Source organism: Brenneria sp. hezel4-2-4, from assembly GCF_013155275.1.
Lineage (GTDB): Bacteria > Pseudomonadota > Gammaproteobacteria > Enterobacterales > Enterobacteriaceae > Brenneria.
Genome location: NZ_JABJXS010000016.1, coordinates 26,796 through 50,327 on the forward strand (window position 1 = coordinate 26,796; position 23,532 = coordinate 50,327).

Consider the following 23,532-nt stretch of genomic DNA (forward strand, 5'->3'; position numbering starts at 1 on the left):
CGGTTTTGGTCGGGCGTGGCAAAAAAGCGCATAAAAAACCACGCTTTATCACGTCCGAAATTTTCTCGTAATCGACATGGTTTTTCTAAGTAATACGGGAGCTAAGGTTCTCTCGGTGAGGAGCAAGCCACAATGAACAATGAACTGTACGCGCAAATCAATCCCCCTTATCGGCTGTTGATGGGGCCGGGGCCAATCAACGCCGATCCGCGTGTATTGCGGGCGATGGCCAGTCAGTTGATCGGGCAATACGACCCGGCGATGACCAACTATATGAATCAGGTGATGGATCTGTATCGCCAACTGTTTCGTACCGAAAACCGCTGGACGATGCTGGTGGACGGAACATCGCGCGCCGGAATCGAAGCCATTCTGCTGTCGGCGATCCGCCCCGGCGACAAAGTGCTGGTGCCGGTGTTCGGGCGCTTTGGTCATCTGCTGTGTGAGATTGCCCGTCGTTGCCGCGCCGACGTCCATACCATTGAGGTGCCCTGGGGTGAAGTCTTCACGCCGGATCAAATAGAAGACGCCATCAAAACCGTGCGCCCCCGCCTGCTGCTGACGGTGCAGGGCGATACCTCGACCACCATGTTGCAGCCGCTGGCCGAACTGGGCGATATTTGCCGCCGCCACGGCGTGCTGTTTTATACCGATGCGACCGCTTCGTTCGGCGGCAATGCCCTGGAGACCGATGCCTGGGGGCTGGATGCGGTTTCCGCCGGTCTGCAAAAATGTCTGGGCGGGCCGTCCGGTAGCTCGCCGATTACGCTTAGCCCGCAGATGGAAGCGGTGATCCGCCGTCGCAAGTGTATCGAACAAGGTATTCGCACCGACGCTCATCAGGACGGCGATGACGAAATGATCTACTCCAACTATTTCGATCTCGGCATGGTGATGGATTACTGGGGGCCGGAACGCCTGAATCACCACACGGAGGCCACCAGCATGCTGTTTGCCGCCCGCGAATGCGCCCGGGTGATTGTTGAGGAAGGGTTGGATCGGAGTATTGCCCGCCATGCATTACACGGTAAGGCGCTGGTTGCCGGTATTCAGGGCATGGGACTGGACACTTTCGGCGATCTGGACAACAAGATGAATAACGTGCTGGGCGTGGCGATCCCGCCCGGGATCCACGGCGAGCAGGTTCGCAAGATGCTGCTGGATGATTTCGCCATTGAAATCGGCACCTCGTTCGGGCCGTTGCAGGGCAAGATCTGGCGTATCGGCACCATGGGCTACAACGCCCGTAAAGATTGCGTGATGCAAACGCTGAGCGCGCTGGAAGCGGTGTTGAACCGTCTGGGCTTCCGTTCGGTTCAGGGCGCGGCGCTACAGGCTGCCTGGGATTGCTACGCTACCGATGAGGGCCGTGCATGAGTCATGCCCTGATGTCGGAGTCCGCCGCGCTGGCCGCTGCTGAGCAAGTCATGAGGCGCTGCGATGCGCTGGCGGAAATCAGTGAAACCGTCGGACAGCTCACGCGGGTGTATCTGTCGCCGGAACAATTGCGCGCCAACGCGCTGGTCGGCGAATGGATGCGTGAGGCCGGTATGCGGGTCTGGCAGGATAGCGTCGGCAACATTTGCGGCCGTTATGAGGGGCTTGCCCCGAATGCGCCCGCGCTGCTGATGGGGTCGCATCTTGATACGGTGCGTAATGCCGGGCGCTATGACGGCATGCTCGGGGTGTTGACCGCCATTGAAACGGTGCGTTTTCTGCATCGGCAACAGATTCGCCTGCCGGTGGCGCTGGAAATCGTCGGATTTGGCGATGAAGAGGGGACCCGTTTCGGCATTACCCTGCTGGGCAGCCGGGGACTGACCGGCACCTGGCCCGACAGCTGGCTTGGCTGTCAGGACGCGCAGGGCATCACCGTTGAACAGGCGTTGAAAAATGTCGGACTGGATCCGCGGGCGATCGCGCAGGCGGCGCGTCCGGTCGGCGATATCGTCGCCTATCTGGAACTGCATATCGAGCAGGGGCCTTGTCTGGAACAACAGGATTTGGCGTTAGGCGTGGTGACGGCGATTAACGGCGCCCGACGCTTGAACTGTACCTTTCACGGGCTGGCCGGACATGCCGGTACGGTGCCGATGACGCAGCGTCACGACGCGTTGGCGGCCGCGGCCGAGTGGATGGTGCGGGCGGAAAGACTGACGAAAGAAAGCGATCCTTATCTGGTCGCCACATTCGGCACGCTGCAATGTTTGCCGGGGGCCGCCAACGTTATCCCCGGCGAAGTGCGGTTAACGCTGGATATTCGCGGGCCGGAAGATGTGGCGCTGGATGCGTTGCTGCAAAAGCTGCTGGCGCTGGGTAACGAGATTGCCGGCGAACGCGGGTGTCGGTTTGCGGCCGAAGAGTATTATCGGATTGCCGCCACCCGCTGCGACGCGGCGCTGCAACAGCGTTTGAGCGAGGCGGTGATGCAGGTTCAGGGACGAAATCTGTTGCTGCCCAGCGGCGCGGGGCACGACGCCATCGCCATCGCCGAACGCTGGCCGGTCGCGATGCTGTTTGTTCGCTGCCGGGGCGGGGTCAGCCATCACCCTGACGAATCGGTGACGGCGGCGGATGTGGCGCTGGCGCTGAGGGCGTGGTCAAGTACGGTTCTTGGCTATCAGGGCGAGCGCTTGTTTATAGCGTAAACCGGTCCGCATCACGCCATGCCGGGAAGGATTCCCGGTAGCTTTGCAATACTTCCAGCGACAGTTCGGCATCCAGACGCGCAGGTTGGTTGGCGGGCGCCGACGCCAGAATCTCTCCTTGCGCGTTAACGATCAGGCTGTCGCCCCGGTAGCTGTGGCCATTGCCGTCGCTTCCCACGCGGTTGCACCCCGCGACGTAGGCCTGATTCTCAATCGCCCGCGCCGCCAACAGCGTTTGCCAGTGCGGTGAACGCGGCGCGGGCCAGTTAGCCACGTACAGCAGCAGGTCGTAATCCTGGCGGTTACGCGACCACACCGGAAAGCGCAGGTCATAGCAAATCAGCGGGCAAATCCGCCAGCCGCGCCATTCAATAATCAAACGCTCCACGCCGGCCTGATAATATTGATGCTCGTTTGCCATGCGGAATAAATGGCGTTTATCGTACTGGTAAACCTCACCATGCGGATCGACCAGCAGGAAACGGTTCACCGCGCCTTTGGGCGTGCGCACGGCAATGCTGCCGCCGATTAAGGCATTATTTTTCTGCGCCCATTGATGCAGCCACTTCTCGACAACCGACTGTTCCAGACTGTTCTTTGCCGCCTCCATGGCGAAACCGGTGGTAAACATCTCGGGCAACACGATCAGATCGCGGCCCGTAAGGTCGGCCAATAGCGTATCAAAGTGGCTCAGGTTGGCTGCGCTATCCAGCCAGACCAGCGGTTGTTGCAGCAATGAAATTTTTAAAGTCGACATAAACGCTCCGCGGCCGCATCTAATGTAGGTTCCTGTTTGGCAAAGCATAGCCGAATTAATTTATGGGGAAAGGGATCGGCGCAGAATACGGAAAGCGGAATGGCGGCCACGCCCACATGCTCGGTCAACCAGCGGCAGAAGTTGACATCATCCAGATCGGAAATCGCACGGTAATCCGCCAGCAGGAAATAGGTGCCTTCGCAGGGCAGAATGTCAAAACGGCTGCTCGCCAGCGCATTGACGAAGCGATCGCGGCGGGCGCGGTAAAAATCCGGCAGTTCGCGCCAGTGCTGCGGCCGTTCACGCAACATGTCGGCAATCGCCAATTGGGCTGGCGTGTTGACTGAAAAGGTCAGGTATTGATGGATCTTGCGTACTTCCGCGCTCAGCGCGGCGGGTGCGACGCAATAGCCGACTTTCCAACCGGTCATATGAAAGGTTTTGCCGAATGAGGACACGGCGATGGCCCGCTGACGCAGCGACGGGTGCGCCAGCACGCTGGCGTGACCTTCTTCGGCAAAACAAATATGCTCATACACTTCATCGCTCAGCACGTAGATCTCATGCGCGGCAATGGCCTGCCAAAGCTGGTGGAAATCTTCTTTCTTCCATACGGTGGCGGAGGGATTATGCGGCGTATTCAGGATCACCAGCCGGGTACGCTCGCTGAGCAGTGCGGCGAACTCAGCCCAGTCAACGCGAAAAGCGGGCGGTTGCAGAGCAAGGCGCTTCAGCACCCCGCCTGCCAACGCCACCGCAGGGGCGTAGCTGTCATAGCTGGGATCGAAACAGATCACTTCATCGCCGGGACGCACCAGCGCCGTAATGGCGGCAAACAGGGCTTCCGTGGCGCCGGCGGTGACGGTCACTTCGCTATCGGCGTCAGGTTTCCAGCCATATAGCTCGGCGGTTTTCTCGGCAATCACGGTACGCAGCGGGGCCATCCCGGTCATCGGCGCATATTGATTCGCCCCCTGACTGACGTGATAGGCCAGTCGCTGCTGTAAATAGTCGGGGCCGTCAAAGTCGGGGAAGCCTTGTGATAGATTGATGGCCTGATGCTGCTGAGCCAGAGCGCTCATCTGCGTAAAAATAGTGGTGCCCAGAGACGGTAGTTTACTTTCGGGAATAAGCGCGGCGCTCATGGCGGATTGGACTCCTGCAAACCTGTATTGCTTGACAATATAACACGATGTAGTATTTGGCAATCAAGACGCTTGGACGTTTAAACGGCTAAATGCTTTTAAATGCTAAGACATAACAAAAAGTACTAAGCACTCACAAATAGGAAGTTTTATGCCAGAAAACCTGCAACTTACGGCACTGCTCGCCGCCTGCCGCTGGATAGGGCAAAAAGGCTGGTGTCCGGCGACCGGGGGGAATATGTCCGTGCGCCTTGATGAACAACAGTGCCTGATCACTCAATCAGGCAAGGATAAAGGCAGCTTGCAGGCTGATGATTTCCTGCTGGTGGATATCGCCACCAATCACGTCCCCAGCGGGCGTTCGCCTTCAGCGGAAACCGGGCTGCACACGCTGCTGTACCGGACGTATCCGCAGGTTGGCGCGGTGCTGCATACCCATTCGGTCAACGCGACCGTCCTCTCCAGAGTGGAAACCGGGCCGGAACTGGTGCTGCAAGGGTATGAAATGCAGAAGTCGCTGGCGGGGCAGAAAAGCCATCTGGATCGGGTGGCGATCCCGATTTTCGATAACGACCAGGATATTCCGGCGCTGGCCGAGCGGGTGGCGGCGCGTGCCAGGCATGAGCCGTTACGCTACGGTTTTCTGGTGCGTGGACACGGCCTCTATTGCTGGGGGGAGAGCGTACAAGAGGCGCGCCGTCATCTGGAAGGGCTGGAGTTCCTGTTTCAGTGCGAACTGCAACGTCGACTGCTGGAGGCCAAATGAGCCAGGCCCGCGCAATTAAAGCGATAGTGACGGATATTGAAGGCACCACCAGCGATATTCGTTTTGTCCATAATGTATTGTTCCCCTATGCCCGTGAACGTCTGGCGGATACCGTGCGTCAGGGAGAAGGCAATCAGGAGATCGCTCAGGCGCTGACGCTTTTGCGTCAGGAGTTGACCTGGCCAGACGCTGATGAAGAGACGTTAATCGCGGCGCTCCATCAGTTTATGGACGAAGATCGTAAATCGACCGCACTCAAGCTGTTGCAAGGCATTATCTGGCGTACCGGTTATCATAACGGCGATTTCCGCGGGCATCTTTACCCGGACGTCGCCGAACGACTGGCTGACTGGCGGCGGCAAGGCATTCGTCTGTATGTCTATTCGTCGGGGTCGGTTGAGGCGCAGCAACTGCTTTTTGGTTACAGTGAGGCGGGGGATTTACGCCCGTTGTTCAGCGACTATTTTGATACCCGCGTCGGCGCGAAGCGCGAAACGGCGTCTTACCAGACCATTGCGCAATCCATCGATTTGCCCCCCGGGCAGCTGCTTTTTCTGTCGGACATCCGTCAGGAATTGGACGCCGCGCAGCAAGCGGGGTGGCATACCTGTCAGCTCATCCGTACCGATGCTGATGATTTGAGCCGTCACCGTCAGGTGACACGTTTTGACCAGATTGACGTACAGGAGTATTCCCAATGAGCGCACTGACTATTTTTAGCGATAGCGATGCAAGCCAGCCGATTTGGCAAAGTCAGGATGCGGAGGCTATCCGTCAGCAACTGGCCGACATCGGCGTGCGGTTTGAGCGCTGGCAGGCGAATCAGCCGTTAAGCGCCAACCCAGATTCTGAAGAAGTGCTGGCGGCTTATCGGCACGATATCGACCGGCTAGTGGCGGAAAAAGGCTATCAGAGCTGTGATGTGATCAGTATCCGGGCGGATAATCCGCAGCGCGCGGAACTGCGCGCCAAGTTTCTGTCCGAACACACGCACGACGAGGATGAGGTGCGTTTCTTCGTGGAAGGCGCCGGGCTGTTCTGCCTGCACTTGCAAGGCAAGATCTTCCAGATCCTGTGCGAGAAAAACGATCTGCTGTCGGTTCCCGCGGGAACCGCGCATTGGTTTGATATGGGCCCGAAACCGCATTTCACCGCGATTCGGCTGTTCGATAACCCGGAAGGCTGGATCGCGCATTTTACCGGCGACAAGATCGCCGATGGGTATCCGAAACTGGCGGGTTGAATTTGAGGGATTTTTGTAAAAGAGCTGCGCCAGCTTGACTGGCGCATCTCAGACCATTGACAAAGCCTGTTATTAGGGAGAGCGTGGCGAGGGCCGTAGCGGCGTAAGCCGCCGGAGCGCCCCTCGGTACGGTAGGCCCGGGTATCTCAGGCTTACAGACGACTTTGTCAGCAACCTCAGATGCGCCAGTTTTTTATTTCAGCGCCGAGTTAAAAATCCCCTCTTGCACCGCCTGCGGCGTCACGATGCCGGTATCCAGCACCCAACCGCTGATAAGCCGAGCCGGGGTGACGTCAAACGCCGGGTTATAGACCGGGGCGTGTTGCGGCGCCCACTGGCAGCTACCGAAGCTGCCGCATACGCCCGTCACCTCGGCGGATGCCCGTTGCTCAATGGGAATGGCGCCGCCGTTCGGACATGCCGGATCGTGCGTGGTATGCGGCGCGGCGACGTAAAAGGGGATCTGATGGTAGTGCGCCAGCACCGCCAGACTGTAGGTGCCTATTTTGTTGGCGACATCGCCGTTGGCGGCAATGCGATCGGCCCCGACCCATACCGCGTCCACTTTCCCTTGCGCCATCAGGCCGGCGGCCATCGAATCGCAAATCAGTTGATAAGGAATACCTAATTCGCCCAGTTCCCAGGCGGTTAGCCGCCCGCCCTGAAGCAACGGCCGGGTTTCATCAACCCAGACCCGGGCGACTTTTCCCTGCTGGTGCGCACGCAGCAGTACGCCGATGGCGGTGCCGATACCGGCGGTAGCCAGTCCGCCGGTGTTGCAGTGGGTCAGCAACTGGCTGTCGGGGCGCACCAGCGTGGCGCCATGATCGGCAATACGTTCGCACAGCGCCCGATCTTCTTCAACCAGCCGCAGCGCTTCCTGTTCCATCGCAGGGATAAATTCCGGCTGCGCCAGCGCCTGTTTCATCCGATCCAGATTATTCATCAGATTCACCGCGGTGGGACGCGCCGCACGCAGCGTCTCCAGCGCCGACGTCAGTTCGGGCCGGCTTAGCCCTTGCTTCGCCAGTAACGCCAGCAACAAACTGGCGGATAAGCCAATCAGCGGCGCGCCACGCACGCGTAACGCCTGAATATGATCAACCAGTGTCGCCACCTCCGGGCAGGGACACCAGCGTTTTTCCTGTGGCAGCGCCTGCTGATCGAGGATCCAAAGTTGGCCGTCAACAATTTTCAGACTGGTTGTGTTAATTCTCTGCATTAGTGGTTAAATCCATGTTGCGTTATTGCGTCAATTTTCTTATTCTGCCAATATGTTGAATGGATGTATAGACGTCCAAACGCTTTTATGTCCAAAAATGATTTTTCACCATCGGGTGAGCGCAGAATAATAAGGGGTTGGCAATGTCACTTTACCGCACCTTTACGGCGGACGATGCCGTAGAATACGCCCGCCGGTATGGCGGGATAAGCGATCCGCACTCGCTGGTCGCTGCCGAGGAAATTGGCGACGGTAATCTGAATTTAGTGTTTAAAATTCGCGATACGCAGGGCGTTAGCCGGGTGATTGTCAAACAGGCTTTACCTTATGTGCGTTGCGTCGGCGAATCCTGGCCGTTGACGCTGGATCGCGCCCGTATAGAAGCTGAAACGCTGCGGACGCATGCGCAGTTTTGCCCTCAGCATACGGTGAGCGTTCTGCATCATGACGCCGAACTGGCGGTGATGGTGCAGGAAGATCTTTCCGATCACCGCATCTGGCGCAGCGAGTTGATTCAGGGACGCCACTACCCACAGGCGGCGGCGCAGTTAGGTGAATATCTGGCGCAGACCTTGTTTCATACGTCGGATTTTTATCAGTCTCCGCAGGTTAAAAAAGCGTCCGTCAGCCAGTTCACCAACCCTGAGCTGTGTCAGATCACCGAAGATTTGTTTTTCACCGATCCCTATATTGAGCACCAAAGAAATCGCTTTGACGCGGTGCTGGCCCCCGATGTGCAGGCGTTGCGTGACGATCGGGCGCTGAAGCTGGCGGTCGCGGGATTAAAGCACCGTTTTCTGAGCAAAGCCGAGGCATTGCTGCACGGCGATATTCACAGCGGTTCAATCTTTGTGGCGGAAGGGCGCTTAAAGGCGATTGATGCCGAGTTTGGTTTCTACGGGCCGATAGGGTTCGATGTGGGAACGGCATTGGGCAATCTGCTGCTGAACTACTGTGGGTTGCCGGGGCTGTTGGCGCCGCGTGAGGCGGCGGCGGGACGCGAGCAGCGTTTTGAAGATATCCGCACGTTGTGGAATACTTTCGCCGTGCGCTTTTTATCGCTGAGTCAGCGTCATAGCCGCGAGCCTTCTTTGGCTGAATCAGGCTATGCCGAAATCTTTTTACAGCAGGTATGGCGGGATACGGTTGGCTATTGCGGCACGGAACTGATTCGGCGCACCATCGGCCTGGCGCACGTCGCCGATCTTGACAATATTCAGGATGACGACGCCCGGGCGGAATGCCAACGTCAGGCGTTAAGCCTCGGCCGGAGGTTAATCCTTGCCGCGGATCACATCGCCAACGAGGATGAACTGCTGGCCCGCGTGCGTCAAAGCGGCGCGTAACATACCGATGCGGGGCATATTGTCGCCCCGTATGCTTATTTTTTCCCTTTTTCCAGCATCGCTTTCAGATCGGCGAAAGGGTTGTGGGTGGCAAGCCCCACGTCTTTCTGGGCGTCTTCGCCTGCAACCACGGTAGAGCCGTAAGTATCCGCCTCGGTGTATTTGGAATGTTCATGATCGTGGCAATACAGGCACAACATTTCCCAGTTGCTGCCATCTTCCGGGTTATTGCTATGATCGTGATCGATATGGTGCACGGTTAATTCGCGCAGGTTGGAATAAACGAATTCGCGCGAACAGCGACCGCAAACCCAGGGAAAAAGTTTGAGGGCTTTTTCACGATAGCCGCTTTCGAGTTTCGCGTAGTTTTTCGGGATATATGCCATGGGAGATTGCCAGTCTTAAAGGGGAACAGCGCCCAGTTTAGCGCAGGTCATGGGGCGCGCAAACGGGTTTTGCGCAAATAAAAGGCCGGAAAGTGAACGGTTCCCTAACGCTGGATAGTTCAAATACCGGCCCTGATAGGCTGCATCATGCCGCCTGCGTTTTCTTCTGCGGCGCTTCGGCGACGGTTTCCTGTGGCTGGCCCGCCAGCGAATCCGCGGCAAAATCGTCCACATTGATCGAACGTAAACGACTGGCTTCCGCTCTGGTCAATATCCTGGCTTCATCCGCGGTTATATTGCCTTCCGCCAGCGCCTGTTCCGCCAGCCGATCCAAGCGCATAAAGGGCAGGTGCTTACCGCTGGCTTTCGACAGGCGCAGGTAGATGGGTTCGGCCGCGATAATGTCCCGTAGCGCTTCTTCCAGCAGGCCAACAGGATTATGCTCGCTGGCGACCAGATATTGTCCCCGGCCCAGACGGCTGCGTGTGGCCGAGGGCGTTTGCAACAGCTTCGCTACCTGGTGATCGAGGCGGTCGGACGGCGCATCGCAACGGCGGCCCAACGGCAGCAGGATGAAAGTGAGTAAACCGGCGACGGCGCGGTTCGGAAAGTTGCGCAACAGATCGACCACCGCCTGCTCCGCCTGATGGAGGCAATCCTGAACCCCCCAGTGAACCAGCGGCAGGTCGGCTTGCTGGCGGCCTTCGTCGTCATAGCGTTTCAGGGTGGCGGACGCCAGATAAAGCTGGCTGAGAATATCCCCCAGGCGGGCGGAAATCCGCTCGCGCCGTTTCAGGCTACCGCCCAGCACCGCCATGGAGACGTCGGCCAGCAGCGCCATATTGGCGCTGAGGCGATTCAGACGCTGATAATAATGACGGGTGGCGTCATTGACCGGCGAGCGGCTCAGGCGTCCGTTCGTCAACCCGAGCCACAGGCTGCGTACCGCGCTGCCGCCAATATGACCGATATGACCGAACAGGGCGCGGTCAAAACGCGCAACGTCTTTGGCTTGTGCCGCCGCCATCTCTTCCAGCACATACGGATGGCAGCGAATCGCCCCCTGGCCGAAGATGATCATGCTGCGGGTCAGAATGTTGGCCCCCTCAACGGTGATGGCAATCGGGGAGCCTTGATAGCTGCGCGCCAGGAAATTGGATGGGCCAAGGCAGATGCCTTTCCCGCCGGTGATGTCCATGGCGTCCATCACCGCGCGCTGGCCGCGATGGGTACAGTGATATTTGACGATGGCGGACAACACCGCCGGTTTTTCGCCCTGCATAATCCCGCTGGCGATCAGCGTGGCGGCGGCATCCATCACATAGGTGTTCCCGGCGATCCGCGCCAGCGGCTCTTCAATCCCTTCCATCTTGCCGATGGAGACTTTGAACTGACGGCGAATATGCGCATAGGCGCCGACGCCCAGCGCGATGGATTTGAGGCCGCCGGTGGAGTTGGACGGCAGCGTGATGCCGCGCCCGACGGACAGGCACTCCATCAGCATCCGCCAGCCTTGTCCGGCCATTTTCGGGCCGCCGATGATGTAATCCAGCGGAACGAAAATATTTTCACCCTGTGTCGGGCCGTTCTGGAATGGAACGTTGAGCGGGAAATGGCGGCGACCGATTTGTACGCCATCGGTGTCGGTGGGGATAAGGGCGCAGGTAATGCCGATATCTTCCGTGTCACCCAGCAGGCGATCCGGGTCATACAGCTTAAACGCCAAACCGAGTACGGTGGCCACCGGGGCCAGAGTGATATAGCGCTTATTCCAGGTCAGACGCATGCCCAGCACCTGTTCACCCTGCCAGTCGCTGTAGCACACCACGCCGCTATCCGGGATAGAACCGGCATCTGAGCCGGCTTCCGGACTGGTCAACGCAAAGCAGGGGATTTCCTGCCCGCGCGCCAGACGGGGAAGGTAGTGATCTTTCTGTTGGTCAGTGCCGTAGTGTTGCAGCAGTTCACCCGGGCCGAGTGAGTTGGGCACGCCGACGGTAATCGCCAAAATACTGGAAACGCCGGCCAGTTTTTGCAGCACCTGCGCCTGAGCGTAGGCGGAAAACTCCAGACCGCCGTACTGTTTTTTGATAATCATGGCGAAGAACCGGTGCTGTTTCAGAAACGCCCACAGTTCCGGCGGCAGATCGGCACGTTCATGGGTGATTTCAAAGTCGTTGGCCATACGGCAGGCTTCTTCGACCGGCCCGTCGAGAAAGGCCTGTTCTTCGGCGGTCAGCCGCGGCTGCGGGTAGTCATGCAGCTTTTTCCAGTCCGGCGCGCCGCGGAACAGATCGCCTTCCCACCAGGTGGTGCCGGCGTCAATGGCTTCTTTTTCCGTATTCGACATCGGCGGCATGACTTTCTGGAACAGCGGCAGCGCGGAAGACGAAAAGAGCGTGCGGCGTAGCGGCAGGATGTTGAACGGTATCAATAAAATAGCCAGCGTGATCGGCAGCCAGACCGGCCACAGCAACATGGCCGCCATGGCCGCGAAGTAGGCCAGCAGGATTGCGCTGCTGAGTAGTAAATTGAGCCGGTGGTAAAATAGGGCACCGATAATAAGCAATAGCAGAAGAATGCTGACAGCAACCATAATGTATCTCCAGCGTTGTCGTCGACTTCAGAAGGCCGCCTGGCGTTCATACCCGATGGACAGCGTTAACTCATAAGAGGTCTGACCTGTTTGTCTATAGTTGTTGTAGTTTATCCGCTTATTTTTATCAATTTATTTACATCATAATTACAACTTAACTCACAAACCGGGCGGCCGTTCAGTGTTTTCTGATTGCCGTCGGCGATCCTGGCGATCGTGACATTGCGCGCTTCTCGCTGTTTCGGCAATCCGCTACACTGCATGACAGAGTATGATGTCACCGGACAAATTGAGAGGATGCTATGTATCAGGACTTAATCCGTAGTGAATTGAAAGAAGCGGCGGAAACGTTGAATATGTTTCTGAGTGATGATAAGAATATTCAGTCTATTCAAGATGCTGCGGTATTACTGGCTGATTCGTTCAAAGCCGGCGGAAAAGTGATTTCCTGCGGCAACGGCGGTTCGCACTGTGATGCAATGCATTTTGCCGAAGAGTTGACCGGGCGCTACCGGGAAAACCGTCCGGGCTACCCGGCGATTGCCATTTCTGACCCCAGCCATCTTTCCTGCGTCAGTAATGACTTTGGCTATGACTTCGTTTTCTCGCGTTATATTGAGTCGTTGGGCCGAGAAGGCGACGTGCTGCTGGGGATCTCAACCTCCGGTAATTCCGGCAATATTATCAAGGCTATCGCCGCCGCCAAGGCAAAGGGCATGAAAGTCATCACGCTGACGGGTAAAGACGGCGGCAAAATGGCCGGTTCGGCGGATGTGGAAATTCGCGTGCCGCATTTCGGCTATGCCGACCGTATTCAGGAAATCCATATCAAAGCGATTCATATCCTGATCCAACTGATTGAAAAAGAAATGGCCGCCAGCGCCAACTGATAACGCGTTGCGTGTGCACAAGAGAGGTTAAGAGATTTACGATGTGTGAACTGCTTGGGATGAGCGCAAATGTACCGACGGATATCTGCTTCAGTTTTACCGGGCTGATACAACGCGGCGGCCTGACCGGGCCGCATCGGGATGGTTGGGGAATTACCTTTTATGAAGGGCATGGCTGTCGGACGTTCAAGGATCCTCTGCCAAGCTATAACTCGCCGATAGCCCGGTTGGTGCAGGACAATCCCATTAAATCTTGTGCGGTGATTTCGCATATTCGCCAGGCGAACCGGGGAGCCGTGGCGCTGGAAAACACCCATCCTTTCACCCGCGAGCTGTGGGGCAGAAACTGGACGTTCGCGCATAATGGGCAGTTGAGGGGATATCGCTCGTTAAAAACCGGCACATTCCGCCCCGTCGGCCAGACGGACAGTGAGTTTGCTTTCTGTTGGCTGCTGTATCAGCTGTCACAGCGCTATCCGCGTACGCCGGGCAACTGGCCGGCGGTATTTCGCTATATTGCCGAGCAGGCCGATGTGCTGCGCAAAAAAGGCGTGTTCAACATGCTGCTGTCCGACGGGCGCTTTGTTATGGGGTATTGCTCCAGCAAACTGTATTGGATTACCCGGCGCGCGCCGTTTGGTAAGGCGACCTTATTGGATCAGGATGTGGAAATCGATTTCCAGCAACAGACGACGCCAAATGATGTGGTCACGGTGCTGGCGACGCAACCGCTGACCGGAAATGAAACCTGGCATCAAATCATGCCAGGTGAATTCGTGCTATTTTGTTTCGGTGAACGCATAATTTAGTTCAGGCTGACTGGTCATCAACGGTGGATTAACGACATATTGCCCGTTAAATACGGTGATGGCCGGCGGCTGATTATGTTGGTTGAAATGGGCGTAACCCGGCTGTAGCTGACGCCAGAAACTGTAATAGCGGGAATTGCGGTGGCGCTGCATATTCTGTTCCGTCATGCGGAACGGGTAAATGGCGAGATCGATTTTCACCTGCCCGTTGCGCAGCGCCTGTTCCGCATAACGATAAATCTCATCCATATAATTATTGGTCATGGCATAGCAGCCGACCGACACGCATTCGCCGTGGATCATCAGATAGCGACCCGAATAGCCTTGCGATTTATCATATTCATTAGGAAAACCGATATTAATCGCCCGGTAATATTGGCTGTCCGGTTTCAACTGGCGCAAATCGACCTGATAGAAACCTTCCGGACTTTTCAAATCACCTTCAATTCGTTTTGGCCCCAGACCGCCCGAATATTTACAAATAGGATACTGTTCCAATAAGCGATATTCATTTCCGAGTTTGGCGTAGAGTTCTAATACACTCTCTTCCTTAAATATCTGAATATAAATCGGCGAGCCCAATAATTGTTGTTTTAATTCTTTTTTTATCGGTGTTAGCGGCGCGGGTTCGCTGGCAGCGCTGGTAACAACAAGAGACGGCAAGAAAAACAACATCGCAAATGACAGCGCGATTTTTTGCATTGTGGATCCTGATGAATAGAAGCGGTACTACCTATACGGTATAACGATTATCGTCCCGTATTCCTCTGCCTTTAGGCGCATATAAACGTTGTCACATTATCATCGCCTTAATTTTAATCAAGAGTGAAAACCGATAAAAAAATTATTTTCATGGCGAAAGTATATCGGAGTACGGTTTTTCCGATCTTTTAGCGACAAAAAGCGGTGTTTAACGGGATAGCTTCGGGGACGGGCCGGCGATCTCGCTCGAAAATAACCAGCGCACTTCCCAAACTTGTATGCGTTGCGGCAAGGCTGTATATTTATACAGTCTTGCCGGGGGTGCGTATGCGCAAAATTATTCATGTCGATATGGATTGCTTCTACGCTGCAATTGAAATGCGTGATAATCCGCGACTGCGCGATATTCCAATCGCCATTGGCGGCAGCGCCGAACGCCGCGGGGTGATCAGTACGGCAAATTACCCGGCCCGCCGTTATGGGGTGCGCAGCGCGATGGCGACGGCAACCGCGCTGCGCCTGTGTCCGCAGTTGACATTGCTTTCGGGGCGGATGGATGTCTACAAAGCGGCTTCCCGGCAGATCCGTGAAATTTTCGCCCGTTATACTGCGCTTATTGAGCCGCTTTCTCTTGATGAAGCCTATCTGGATGTAACGGACAGCCCCTATTGCAATGGTTCCGCAACGCTGATGGCGGAGGAAATTCGTCAGGCTATTTTTGCTGAGCTGAGTCTGACGGCTTCCGCCGGGGTTGCGCCTATCAAATTTCTGGCCAAGGTCGCCTCTGAACTGAATAAACCTAACGGTCAGTTCGTTATCCCGCCGGATCAGGTCGATACATTTATATTGCAATTGCCGTTAGCCAAGATCCCCGGCGTCGGGAAAGTGACGGCGAAACGACTGGCGGAGAAAGGGCTGCTTACCTGTGCCGATGTGCGCAATTATGAACTGGCAGAACTATTGAAAAGCTTCGGTAAATTTGGTCGTATCCTGTGGGAGCGCTGTCATGGAATTGACGAACGCGCTGTTTCCCCAGACCGATTACGCAAATCTGTCGGGGTTGAAAAAACGCTGGCGCAGGATATTCATCACTGGCATGAATGCGAAGGTTTAATCGAACAGCTCTATCAGGAGCTGGAGCTGCGCTTAAAACGGGTAAAGCCCGACCTGCATATTGCCCGGCAAGGGGTAAAGCTGAAGTTTGATGATTTCCGCCAGACCACGCAGGAACACGTGTGGCCGGTATTGAATAAACAGGATTTGCTAACGCTGGCGCAACAGACCTGGAAGGAGAGACGCGAGGAGCGTGGCGTTCGGCTGGTGGGATTGCATGTCACGCTGCTCGATCCGCAAATTGAGCGGCAGTTGGTGTTGGACTGGGAATAAACCGGTTTAAAAAGGCGGCTCAGGCAAGCCGCCCGCTAATTAGGTTAAGCGCGTTCGGGAATGGCTTTCAGCAGCGCGGTCAGTAATTGCCAGTATTGACCGACGCTGGCGATATGAACCTGTTCATCCGGCGAGTGCGGCCCGGTGATGGTCGGCCCGATTGAAACCATATCCATATCGGGATACGGCTTCTTGAACAACCCGCATTCCAGACCGGCATGAATCACCATGATGCTGGGGGTTTTGTTAAACAGTTTCCGATAGGTTTCGCGCACCAGTTGCATAACCGGCGAGTGGGCATCAGGTTGCCAGCCGGGGTAACCGCCTTTCGGCGACGTGTCGGCGCCGGCCAGTTGACCCAGCGCGGTTAGCGTACCGACGACGGCGTCCTTACCGCTGTCAATCAGAGAGCGGATCAGGCAATTAATCTCCGCGTGTTTGTCGTCCAGCGCCACCACGCCGATATTGAGTGAGGTCTCCACCACGCCTTTCACTTCGTCACTCATGCGGATCACGCCATTCGGCATGGCGTTCAGCAGCGCCAGCAGGCGATCGCGGCAGTCTTTGGTCAGCGCTTGCGCCCGACGGTCGCTGTTTTCCACCAGCACGGTCAGATTTTTCTCCACCGCCGACAGTTCATTTTTCAGCACCGACAGATAGTCTTGACTTAGCGTCTTTAACTGCTCGACATTGGCCGCGGGCACCGCCAGCGTGGCAAACGCCTCGCGCGGGATGGCGTTGCGCAGCGTACCGCCATGCAGATCCAGAATACGAAGATCCAGCTTATCGGCCTGTTCAAACAGAAAACGCGCCAACAGTTTATTGGCATTACCCAAACCAAGATGGATATCGCAGCCGGAGTGCCCGCCTTTCAGCCCTTTGAGGGTTAGCGTCAGCGTTTGGTAACCGGTCGGCGGCGTTTCACGCTCCAGCGGCAGGCGGGTGATGAAGTCGATTCCGCCCGCGCAGCCCATGTAAATCTCGCCTTCTTGTTCTGAGTCGGTATTGATCAGAATTTCACCCTGCAACCAGTCAGGTTGCAGACCGAACGCGCCATCCATGCCGGATTCCTCAGTCATGGTCAGCAACACTTCCAACGGGCCGTGCTTTACGCTGTTATCCGACAGCACCGCCAGCGCCGATGCCATGCCGATACCGTTATCCGCGCCCAGCGTGGTGCCGCGGGCTTTAATCCATTCGCCATCAATATAGGGTTGAATGGGATCTTTGGTGAAATCGTGCACGGTGTCGTTATTCTTCTGCGGCACCATATCCAGATGCGCCTGCAAAACGACGGGCTTGCGGTTTTCCATGCCTGCGGTTGCCGCTTTACGCAGCAGAATATTGCCTACCCGATCGCGTTCGGCATAAAGGCCTTTCTCTTTCGCCCATTCAAGGATATGCGCGGCAAGCGCTTCTTCATGGTAGGAAGGATGCGGAATGGAACAGATCTTGGCAAAAATGTCCCACAGCGGTTGCGGGGCCAGTTGAGACAATTCAGACACTATTAAAGTCTCCTTTTCAGCAGGCCTGTCTTCGCGTCTGGCGCGTAGGCGCTACAGGTTGAAAGTTAATCACGGTCAGCCATCCAATATGGCGTGTCGAAACAGAATATCACTTTCCGCCGGAGGTGGGGGAGGTCGCTGTTAAAAACAAAAAACCGCCTTATCCATTGGGCCAGAGGCGGTATAAGCAGTGAAAAGGCCGGATGAACCGGCCTTATGGGACAAAATGTACGATAGGAAAATGCTATGGCGGGAAAATCAAGGCGCCGATGCGTTAAATCGTCTCGTCAGCATGGTGGTGAATGACCACGCTGTCGCCAATGGACAACGCACGGTATTCCGCTGCGGTGGTTTCAACCTGATAACGTTTGCCATTGGCCTCCACATCCAGAATAAAGCGTTCGCTTTCCATAACATGCACCGGGACGTAGCCATAAAAATTATCAATGAGCGTCAGCGTTTTTCGCGCGGGTAGATAGGCGCGATGCACAATTTTTCCCCGCAGCGCCTGCGGCTTTTTCCACAGCAAACGGAAGCTGGAATTTAATTCCACACCAAACCACGCCGTTAATCCAATGATTAGAATCGTGCTGATCGTCGTGAGCTGTTCCTGAATCAGAACATAAAATTCGGCCATGGGCGTCTCCTCCGGCTGATTTCTGTTGTCTTGTTTAATATATTTTTCCGCCGCAGGCGTCCAATCTCTTTTTATGCTTAGTTATCACCAAATTTTTGTTTAGACTGCACGGAGACGGAGGAAACTCAGTTATAACGCTGGTTTTTGTGTTGTCGGATATCTATAATCCCGCGCAACCTTTTTCCCCCTCAGACTCAACGTGAGCCATTTCTATTCGGCTGGGATATATTTTATGAGCGAAAAGTACGTCGTAACCTGGGATATGTTGCAAATTCAGGCCCGCAAACTGGCGCAGCGTTTACTGCCTGCCGAACAATGGAAAGGCATCATTGCCGTTAGCCGCGGCGGATTGGTGCCCGGCGCGCTGCTGGCGCGTGAACTGGGTATCCGTCATGTGGATACGGTTTGCATCTCCAGCTATGACCACGACAACCAGCGTGAAATGAAAGTGCTTAAGCGCGCAGAAGGTGATGGCGAAGGCTTCATCGTGGTGGACGATTTAGTCGATACCGGCGGCACCGCGAAAGCGATTCGCGACATGTATCCAAAAGCTCACTTTGTCACTATTTTCGCTAAACCTGCCGGTAAGCCGCTGGTTGACGACTACATCGTCGACATCCCGCAGGATACTTGGATCGAGCAGCCGTGGGATATGGGCGTGGTATTTGTCCCGCCGCTGTCCGACCGCTGATCGCCGCCGGTTTATTCCCTCCTGTGCCCGGTTATGCCGGGCATTGTCGTTTATGCCTGTCCTGTTTTATTTTTCTATTCGCGGCTGATTTGATCCGATCGCGCGTTTCTGTGCTCTGTGGTTTGTCTTCGCCGTGATGAGTTGGTTACACTCGGTATCAAGTTTAGTTGTCGCTGACGGCGGCTTACATTAACGGAGACTGCTGTGGTTCAAGCTAACCTGTCTGAAACCCTATTTAAACCGTCCTTTAAACATCCTGAAACGTCTATGTTAGTGAAGCGTGCGACGCATACCCAGAGCGTATTGGGGACGCAATCGGCTCTGGAAGGCGAAAACAGCCGTAGCTGGTATCGGATGATTAATCGTCTGTTGTGGATTTGGCGCGGCGTTCATCCGTGGGACATTGAAGAGGTGCTGGCGCGTATTGCCGTCAGTAAGGCGGAAAGAAGCACCGAGCATTTACTGGATACGGTTATCGGCTACCGCAGCGGAAACTGGATTTATGAGTGGGTCAGGCAGGGAGCGAACTGGCAGCAGCGGGCGATGGACGACGATAACCCCGAACAGAACGGTCAGTATTGGCTGAATGCCGCGAATCTGTACAGTATTGCGGCCTATCCCCATATTAAAGGCGATGAACTGGCGGAACAGGCGCAGACGCTGGCCAACCGGGCATACGAAGAGGCCGCGAAGTATCTTCCCTATGAGTTAAAGGAACTGACTTTCCAGATTGAGGGCGGCGGGGCGCTGACCGGATTTCTGCACCTGCCGCAAAAAGGGAAAGCGCCTTTCCCGACGATACTGATGTGTGGCGGCCTGGAAATGCTGCAAAGCGATTACTACCGTCTGTTCCGCGACTATCTGGCTCCGGCCGGGATGGCGATGCTGACCATCGATGTTCCGTCGGTCGGCTTTTCCTCGCGCTGGAAATTGCATCAGGATTCCAGTTTTCTGCATCAGCAGGTGTTGCGGGCATTGCCGGATATACCCTGGGTGGATCATTGCCGCGTGGGAGCGTTTGGTTTCCGTTTCGGCGCCAATATCGCCGTGCGGTTGGCTTATCTCGATGCGCAGCGTTTACGCGGCGTCGCCTGTCTGGGGCCGGTGGTGCACCATCTGTTGTGCGATGCGCAGCGTCAGCAGCAGGTGCCGGATATGTTTATGGACATGATGGCAAGCCGCCTGGGGATGCCGTTTTCTACCGACGCGGCGCTGAAAACAGAGTTGTGCCGTTATTCTCTCAAAACACAAGGTCTGCTGGGACGGCGTTGTCCGACGCCCATGCTGGCCGGATATTGGGATAACGACCTGATGAGTCCGAAGGAAGAAGCATGTCTGATCGTCAACTCATCACAGCAAGGGAAACTGCTGCCGGTGAGTTTTTCACCGGTCTATCAGAACTTCCACCAGGCGTTACAGCAAATCAGTCATTGGTTGAGTCATAAATTAGCCTAGTTCATTGATAAATTGTCATTCTCTGCTAAAAAGAATGTTCATACCGAGGAGATTGCCGAATGATGTTACCGAGTGGACACCCGAAAAGCAGACTCATGAAAAACTTTGCTTCCCTGGGGCCGTATTTGCGTGAAGCACAGTGTGAGCACGACCATTTTTTCTTTGACTGTCTGGCGGTATGCGTCAATATCAAACCTGTCCCGGAAAAACGTGAATTCTGGGGATGGTGGCTGAAGCTTGAAGCGCAAGACCAAACCTTTACTTATGAATATCACTTTGGTTTATATGATAAAAATGGTAATTGGTGTGAAGAAAAAATCAAAGATAAAGACGTGATGGATAAGCTGGAAAGTACTAAAAAAGCCTTCCATGTTCGTTTGGAAAAACTCCTGCAATCGTTGGAGCCAGCCTGTGCATTAACCGCACGACCGTGACGCTTCCTATCTGATTTCCGATTTATTCGCGGGTTTTCGCGTTGCGCCTGTTGGCATAGCGCGCCTGTCCTGTTACAACGTTTTCTTATTTGTCTTTTTTGATGACTTTCAACGGCAGAAAAATTATGAGCGGCAGCCAGACTTTGGTTGTGAAACTAGGCACCAGCGTGCTGACCGGCGGTTCGCGCCGGCTGAACCGTGCCCATATTGTTGAACTGGTGCGCCAGTGCGCGCAGCAGCATGCGGCAGGGCACCGGATTGTTATCGTAACCTCAGGGGCGATTGCCGCCGGGCGTGAACATTTGGGCTACCCGGAGCTTCCGCCGACGGTTGCCAGCAAACAACTGCTGGCGGCGGTGGGGCAAAGTCGCTTGATTCAACTGTGGGAACAGCTGTTTTCCATCTATGGCATTCATATCGGACAGATGTTGCTGACTCGCGCCGATCTGGAAGACCGCGAGCGTTTTCTCAATGCGCGCGACACACTGCACGCGCTATTGGATAACCATATCGTGCCGGTGATTAATGAAAATGACGCGGTAGCGACGCTGGAAATCAAAGTCGGCGACAATGATAACCTCTCTGCGCTGGCCGCCATTCTGGCCGACGCCGACAAACTGCTGCTGCTGACCGATCAGGCTGGCTTGTTTACCGCCGATCCGCGTAAAAACCCGGATGCGGAATTGATCCGCGAAGTGAATGGTATTAATGATGCGTTGCGCAGCATTGCGGGCGACAGCGTTTCCGGTTTAGGCACGGGGGGGATGTCGACAAAATTGCAGGCCGCCGATGTTGCCTGTCGCGCCGGTATCGACGTGGTGATTGCCGCAGGCGATAAGCCCGGCGTGATTGGCGATGTGATTGCGGATATCTCCGTGGGAACGCGCTTTCACGCGCTGGAAGCGCCGCTGGAAAACCGTAAACGCTGGATCTTCGGAGCGCCCCCGGCTGGTGAAATCACCGTGGATGACGGCGCGCTCTCGGCGATCCTGGAACGCGGCAGCTCTTTATTGCCCAAGGGGATCCGTGAAGTCATGGGGGATTTTTCCCGCGGTGAAGTCATCCGTATCCGCAGCCTGACGGGCCGCGATTTGGCGCATGCCGTCACCCGCTATAACAGCGATGCGCTGCGTATGATTGCCGGCCACCACTCTCAGCAGATCGCTGACATTCTTGGTTACGAATACGGTCCGGTGGCAGTCCACCGCGACGACATGATTATTAATTAAGGAGTACGCGATGCTTGAACAGATGGGCAAAGCGGCAAAGGCAGCCTCTTATCAGTTGGCGGTGCTGAGTACGGCCGAGAAAGATCGCGCATTGGCGGTGATTGCCGATTTGCTGGAATCAGAAAGCGCGGCGATCCTGGCGGCCAATGAGCAGGATGTGGCCCAGGCGCGGCAGAATGGCATGAGCGAAGCATTGCTCGATCGGCTGTTGCTGACGCCGGCGCGGTTGACGGCGATTGCCAACGATGTACGTCAGGTGTGTCGTTTGACTGACCCGGTTGGTCGGGTCATTGATGGCGGCATGCTGGATAACGGTCTCAAGCTGGAGCGCCGCCGTGTGCCGCTCGGTGTCGTCGGCGTGATTTATGAAGCGCGCCCTAACGTTACCATTGATGTTGCATCACTCTGCCTGAAAACCGGCAACGCAGTGATTCTGCGCGGCGGCAAGGAAACTTATCGCACCAACGCCGCGACGGTGAAGGTGATCCAGCAGGCGCTGGCGCAATGCGGCCTGCCTGAGTCGGCGGTTCAGGCCATTGAGAACCCGGACCGTGAGCTGGTGAACCAGTTATTGAAGCTGGATCGCTATATCGACATGCTGATCCCCCGCGGCGGCGCGGGTTTGCACAAACTGTGCCGCGAACACTCGACGATCCCGGTCATCACCGGCGGAATCGGGGTATGCCACATTTATGCCGACGAGAGTATCGATTTTGACAAAGCCCTGACGGTGATCGAAAGCGCCAAAGTTCAGCGCCCCAGCGCTTGTAACAGCCTGGAAACGCTGCTGGTTAACCAGAACATTGCGGCTCGCTTTCTGCCGGCGCTGAGTCAGAAAATGGCGGCAGCGGGCGTCACCCTGCATGCCAGTTCATCGGCAATGCGGTTTCTGACCGACGGTCCGGCGAAAGTCGTGGCTGTAGAAGCAGCCGACTATAATGACGAATGGCTGTCAAACGATCTCAACGTCAAGCTGGTGGACGGTCTGGATGACGCGGTGGCGCATATTCGTCAGCACGGTACACAGCATTCAGACGCCATCCTGACCCGCTCGCTGAGCAACGCGGAGCGCTTTGTGCGTGAAGTGGATTCTTCGGCGGTTTATGTCAATGCCAGCACGCGCTTTACCGATGGCGGACAGTTCGGCCTGGGGGCGGAAGTGGCGGTCAGTACGCAAAAGCTGCATGCACGAGGCCCGATGGGATTGGAAGCGCTGACCACCTATAAATGGATTGGTTACGGTGACGATCTGGTTCGCCCATAACGCCGTTTTTTAATCCAGAAGGTTATAGGGGACTCTGTTATTAGTTTGGAAAATTATCAGAGGCTCCCTATCACCGACGCGACGATTATAAAACCAGCAGACGGCAGCCAAACGCTTGACTTGCCGCTTCGTTTTCAATAGTTTGTCACCCCGTAGATCATCGTCATGCATTCGCCAAGACGATCTCAACGCCGATATAGCTCAGTTGGTAGAGCAGCGCATTCGTAATGCGAAGGTCGTAGGTTCGACTCCTATTATCGGCACCATCCTACCTATTTTAACGTCTCCCCAAGTCTACTCAAATACCCTTTAAACCCTTATAATACGCGGTTTCACGGCCCTTATTGTCTCTGCTCGTCTACTCACGTTCACAGAAATCTACGCTGAGTTGGGGGCATCGGTGGGGGCATATCGTGTTCGG

Annotated in this window: 22 protein-coding genes and 1 tRNA gene; 15 read left to right on the forward strand and 8 right to left on the reverse strand. The window is 55.8% G+C overall.

The genetic code is table 11. From position 1 onward, the window contains the following. Positions 1-132: 132 nt before the first annotated feature. Positions 133-1,377: an alanine--glyoxylate aminotransferase family protein gene (locus tag HOY33_RS19155; protein ID WP_172291664.1), complete on the forward strand. Its 1,245-nt coding sequence runs from the start codon at positions 133-135 to the stop codon at positions 1,375-1,377. Continuing rightward, complete coding sequence (gene hpxK, locus HOY33_RS19160) at positions 1,374-2,648, forward strand: allantoate amidohydrolase (RefSeq protein ID WP_172291665.1); 1,275 nt, start codon at positions 1,374-1,376, stop codon at positions 2,646-2,648. Before HOY33_RS19155 ends, hpxK begins: the two co-directional genes overlap by 4 nt. Here hpxK and HOY33_RS19165 read toward each other — a convergent pair. Together HOY33_RS19165 and HOY33_RS19170 are read right to left on the reverse strand one after the other, a co-directional pair. Further along, the gene (locus HOY33_RS19165) at positions 2,638-3,405 is read right to left on the reverse strand and encodes an amidohydrolase (RefSeq protein WP_172291666.1); all 768 of its coding nucleotides are present in this window, start codon (positions 3,403-3,405) and stop codon (positions 2,638-2,640) included. The genes hpxK and HOY33_RS19165 overlap by 11 nt on opposite strands. Then, complete coding sequence (locus HOY33_RS19170; RefSeq protein WP_172291667.1) at positions 3,393-4,550, reverse strand: pyridoxal phosphate-dependent aminotransferase; 1,158 nt, start codon at positions 4,548-4,550, stop codon at positions 3,393-3,395. Before HOY33_RS19170 ends, HOY33_RS19165 begins: the two co-directional genes overlap by 13 nt. 151 nt (positions 4,551-4,701) lie before the next feature. On the opposite strand from HOY33_RS19170, the gene HOY33_RS19175 reads away from it, so the two are divergent. Genes HOY33_RS19175 through HOY33_RS19185 form a run of 3 tightly spaced genes read left to right on the forward strand, consistent with a single transcriptional unit; the run spans position 4,702 to position 6,559 of the window. Continuing rightward, positions 4,702-5,316 (forward strand): methylthioribulose 1-phosphate dehydratase, encoded by a 615-nt coding sequence (locus tag HOY33_RS19175; protein WP_172291668.1) that lies wholly within the window; start codon positions 4,702-4,704, stop codon positions 5,314-5,316. Next, entirely contained in the window at positions 5,313-6,017 is a 705-nt protein-coding gene (gene mtnC, locus HOY33_RS19180; protein ID WP_172291669.1) for an acireductone synthase, read from the forward strand. Before HOY33_RS19175 ends, mtnC begins: the two co-directional genes overlap by 4 nt. Beyond that, positions 6,014-6,559, forward strand: coding sequence for an acireductone dioxygenase (locus HOY33_RS19185; protein ID WP_172291670.1), 546 nt, complete (start codon positions 6,014-6,016; stop codon positions 6,557-6,559). Before mtnC ends, HOY33_RS19185 begins: the two co-directional genes overlap by 4 nt. Positions 6,560-6,752: 193 nt before the next feature. Here the strand turns inward: HOY33_RS19185 and mtnA are convergent, their stop codons facing one another. Beyond that, complete coding sequence (mtnA, locus tag HOY33_RS19190) at positions 6,753-7,781, reverse strand: S-methyl-5-thioribose-1-phosphate isomerase (protein WP_172291671.1); 1,029 nt, start codon at positions 7,779-7,781, stop codon at positions 6,753-6,755. Positions 7,782-7,924: 143 nt separating this feature from the next. Here mtnA and mtnK point away from each other — a divergent pair, with 143 nt between their 5' ends. After that, the gene (mtnK, locus tag HOY33_RS19195; protein WP_172291672.1) at positions 7,925-9,127 is read left to right on the forward strand and encodes an S-methyl-5-thioribose kinase; all 1,203 of its coding nucleotides are present in this window, start codon (positions 7,925-7,927) and stop codon (positions 9,125-9,127) included. A gap of 35 nt (positions 9,128-9,162) precedes the next feature. Here the strand turns inward: mtnK and yajD are convergent, their stop codons facing one another. Together yajD and fadE are read right to left on the reverse strand one after the other, a co-directional pair. Next, complete coding sequence (gene yajD / locus HOY33_RS19200; RefSeq protein ID WP_172291673.1) at positions 9,163-9,513, reverse strand: HNH nuclease YajD; 351 nt, start codon at positions 9,511-9,513, stop codon at positions 9,163-9,165. 145 nt (positions 9,514-9,658) lie between these two features. Then, entirely contained in the window at positions 9,659-12,109 is a 2,451-nt protein-coding gene (gene fadE / locus HOY33_RS19205) for an acyl-CoA dehydrogenase FadE (RefSeq protein ID WP_172291674.1), read from the reverse strand. A gap of 302 nt (positions 12,110-12,411) precedes the next feature. Here fadE and lpcA point away from each other — a divergent pair, with 302 nt between their 5' ends. Together lpcA and HOY33_RS19215 are read left to right on the forward strand one after the other, a co-directional pair. After that, positions 12,412-12,999: a D-sedoheptulose 7-phosphate isomerase gene (gene lpcA / locus HOY33_RS19210; RefSeq protein ID WP_172291675.1), complete on the forward strand. Its 588-nt coding sequence runs from the start codon at positions 12,412-12,414 to the stop codon at positions 12,997-12,999. A gap of 41 nt (positions 13,000-13,040) precedes the next feature. After that, positions 13,041-13,808, forward strand: a complete 768-nt coding sequence (locus tag HOY33_RS19215; RefSeq protein WP_172291676.1) for a class II glutamine amidotransferase — start codon at positions 13,041-13,043, stop codon at positions 13,806-13,808. Here the strand turns inward: HOY33_RS19215 and dpaA are convergent. Next, on the reverse strand, positions 13,779-14,510 hold the full coding sequence (dpaA, locus tag HOY33_RS19220) for a peptidoglycan meso-diaminopimelic acid protein amidase (protein ID WP_172291677.1): 732 nt from the start codon (positions 14,508-14,510) through the stop codon (positions 13,779-13,781). The genes HOY33_RS19215 and dpaA overlap by 30 nt on opposite strands. Positions 14,511-14,837: 327 nt before the next feature. Between dpaA and dinB the strand changes: the two genes are divergently transcribed. Then, positions 14,838-15,896 carry a DNA polymerase IV gene (gene dinB / locus HOY33_RS19225; RefSeq protein WP_172291678.1) on the forward strand — a complete coding sequence of 353 codons (1,059 nt, stop codon included), beginning with the start codon at positions 14,838-14,840 and terminating at the stop codon, positions 15,894-15,896. Between the two features lie 44 nt (positions 15,897-15,940). On the opposite strand, the gene pepD is transcribed toward dinB, so the two are convergent. Further along, positions 15,941-17,401 (reverse strand): beta-Ala-His dipeptidase, encoded by a 1,461-nt coding sequence (pepD, locus tag HOY33_RS19230; RefSeq protein ID WP_172291679.1) that lies wholly within the window; start codon positions 17,399-17,401, stop codon positions 15,941-15,943. A 274-nt stretch (positions 17,402-17,675) separates the two neighbouring features. Next, the gene (locus HOY33_RS19235) at positions 17,676-18,038 is read right to left on the reverse strand and encodes a hypothetical protein (protein ID WP_172291680.1); all 363 of its coding nucleotides are present in this window, start codon (positions 18,036-18,038) and stop codon (positions 17,676-17,678) included. A gap of 232 nt (positions 18,039-18,270) precedes the next feature. Between HOY33_RS19235 and gpt the strand changes: the two genes are divergently transcribed. The 6 genes from gpt (at position 18,271) to HOY33_RS19265 (ending at position 23,377) form a co-directional block, all read left to right on the forward strand. Next, positions 18,271-18,729, forward strand: coding sequence for a xanthine phosphoribosyltransferase (gene gpt / locus HOY33_RS19240; protein ID WP_172291681.1), 459 nt, complete (start codon positions 18,271-18,273; stop codon positions 18,727-18,729). Between the two features lie 204 nt (positions 18,730-18,933). Continuing rightward, positions 18,934-20,184, forward strand: coding sequence for an esterase FrsA (gene frsA / locus HOY33_RS19245; protein WP_172291682.1), 1,251 nt, complete (start codon positions 18,934-18,936; stop codon positions 20,182-20,184). A gap of 59 nt (positions 20,185-20,243) precedes the next feature. Continuing rightward, a complete protein-coding gene (gene crl, locus HOY33_RS19250) occupies positions 20,244-20,618 on the forward strand; it encodes a sigma factor-binding protein Crl (protein ID WP_172291683.1) in 375 nt (124 codons plus the stop codon). 125 nt (positions 20,619-20,743) lie between these two features. Next, a complete protein-coding gene (proB, locus tag HOY33_RS19255; protein ID WP_172291684.1) occupies positions 20,744-21,847 on the forward strand; it encodes a glutamate 5-kinase in 1,104 nt (367 codons plus the stop codon). Between the two features lie 10 nt (positions 21,848-21,857). Next, positions 21,858-23,111 (forward strand): glutamate-5-semialdehyde dehydrogenase, encoded by a 1,254-nt coding sequence (gene proA, locus HOY33_RS19260; RefSeq protein WP_172291685.1) that lies wholly within the window; start codon positions 21,858-21,860, stop codon positions 23,109-23,111. Between the two features lie 190 nt (positions 23,112-23,301). Further along, a tRNA-Thr gene (locus HOY33_RS19265) sits at positions 23,302-23,377 on the forward strand. Positions 23,378-23,532 lie beyond the last annotated feature (155 nt).

Excerpts from the sequence above, each read along its gene's own strand:
- HOY33_RS19155 (WP_172291664.1), top strand. The coding sequence starts at position 133 with ATGAACAATGAACTGTACGCGCAAATCAATCCCCCTTATCGGCTGTTG.
- hpxK (WP_172291665.1), top strand. The coding sequence starts at position 1,374 with ATGAGTCATGCCCTGATGTCGGAGTCCGCCGCGCTGGCCGCTGCTGAG.
- HOY33_RS19165 (WP_172291666.1), bottom strand. The coding sequence starts at position 3,405 with ATGTCGACTTTAAAAATTTCATTGCTGCAACAACCGCTGGTCTGGCTG.
- HOY33_RS19170 (WP_172291667.1), bottom strand. The coding sequence starts at position 4,550 with ATGAGCGCCGCGCTTATTCCCGAAAGTAAACTACCGTCTCTGGGCACC.
- HOY33_RS19175 (WP_172291668.1), top strand. The coding sequence starts at position 4,702 with ATGCCAGAAAACCTGCAACTTACGGCACTGCTCGCCGCCTGCCGCTGG.
- mtnC (WP_172291669.1), top strand. The coding sequence starts at position 5,313 with ATGAGCCAGGCCCGCGCAATTAAAGCGATAGTGACGGATATTGAAGGC.
- HOY33_RS19185 (WP_172291670.1), top strand. The coding sequence starts at position 6,014 with ATGAGCGCACTGACTATTTTTAGCGATAGCGATGCAAGCCAGCCGATT.
- mtnA (WP_172291671.1), bottom strand. The coding sequence starts at position 7,781 with ATGCAGAGAATTAACACAACCAGTCTGAAAATTGTTGACGGCCAACTT.
- mtnK (WP_172291672.1), top strand. The coding sequence starts at position 7,925 with ATGTCACTTTACCGCACCTTTACGGCGGACGATGCCGTAGAATACGCC.
- yajD (WP_172291673.1), bottom strand. The coding sequence starts at position 9,513 with ATGGCATATATCCCGAAAAACTACGCGAAACTCGAAAGCGGCTATCGT.
- fadE (WP_172291674.1), bottom strand. The coding sequence starts at position 12,109 with ATGGTTGCTGTCAGCATTCTTCTGCTATTGCTTATTATCGGTGCCCTA.
- lpcA (WP_172291675.1), top strand. The coding sequence starts at position 12,412 with ATGTATCAGGACTTAATCCGTAGTGAATTGAAAGAAGCGGCGGAAACG.
- HOY33_RS19215 (WP_172291676.1), top strand. The coding sequence starts at position 13,041 with ATGTGTGAACTGCTTGGGATGAGCGCAAATGTACCGACGGATATCTGC.
- dpaA (WP_172291677.1), bottom strand. The coding sequence starts at position 14,510 with ATGCAAAAAATCGCGCTGTCATTTGCGATGTTGTTTTTCTTGCCGTCT.
- dinB (WP_172291678.1), top strand. The coding sequence starts at position 14,838 with ATGCGCAAAATTATTCATGTCGATATGGATTGCTTCTACGCTGCAATT.
- HOY33_RS19235 (WP_172291680.1), bottom strand. The coding sequence starts at position 18,038 with ATGGCCGAATTTTATGTTCTGATTCAGGAACAGCTCACGACGATCAGC.
- gpt (WP_172291681.1), top strand. The coding sequence starts at position 18,271 with ATGAGCGAAAAGTACGTCGTAACCTGGGATATGTTGCAAATTCAGGCC.
- crl (WP_172291683.1), top strand. The coding sequence starts at position 20,244 with ATGATGTTACCGAGTGGACACCCGAAAAGCAGACTCATGAAAAACTTT.
- proB (WP_172291684.1), top strand. The coding sequence starts at position 20,744 with ATGAGCGGCAGCCAGACTTTGGTTGTGAAACTAGGCACCAGCGTGCTG.
- proA (WP_172291685.1), top strand. The coding sequence starts at position 21,858 with ATGCTTGAACAGATGGGCAAAGCGGCAAAGGCAGCCTCTTATCAGTTG.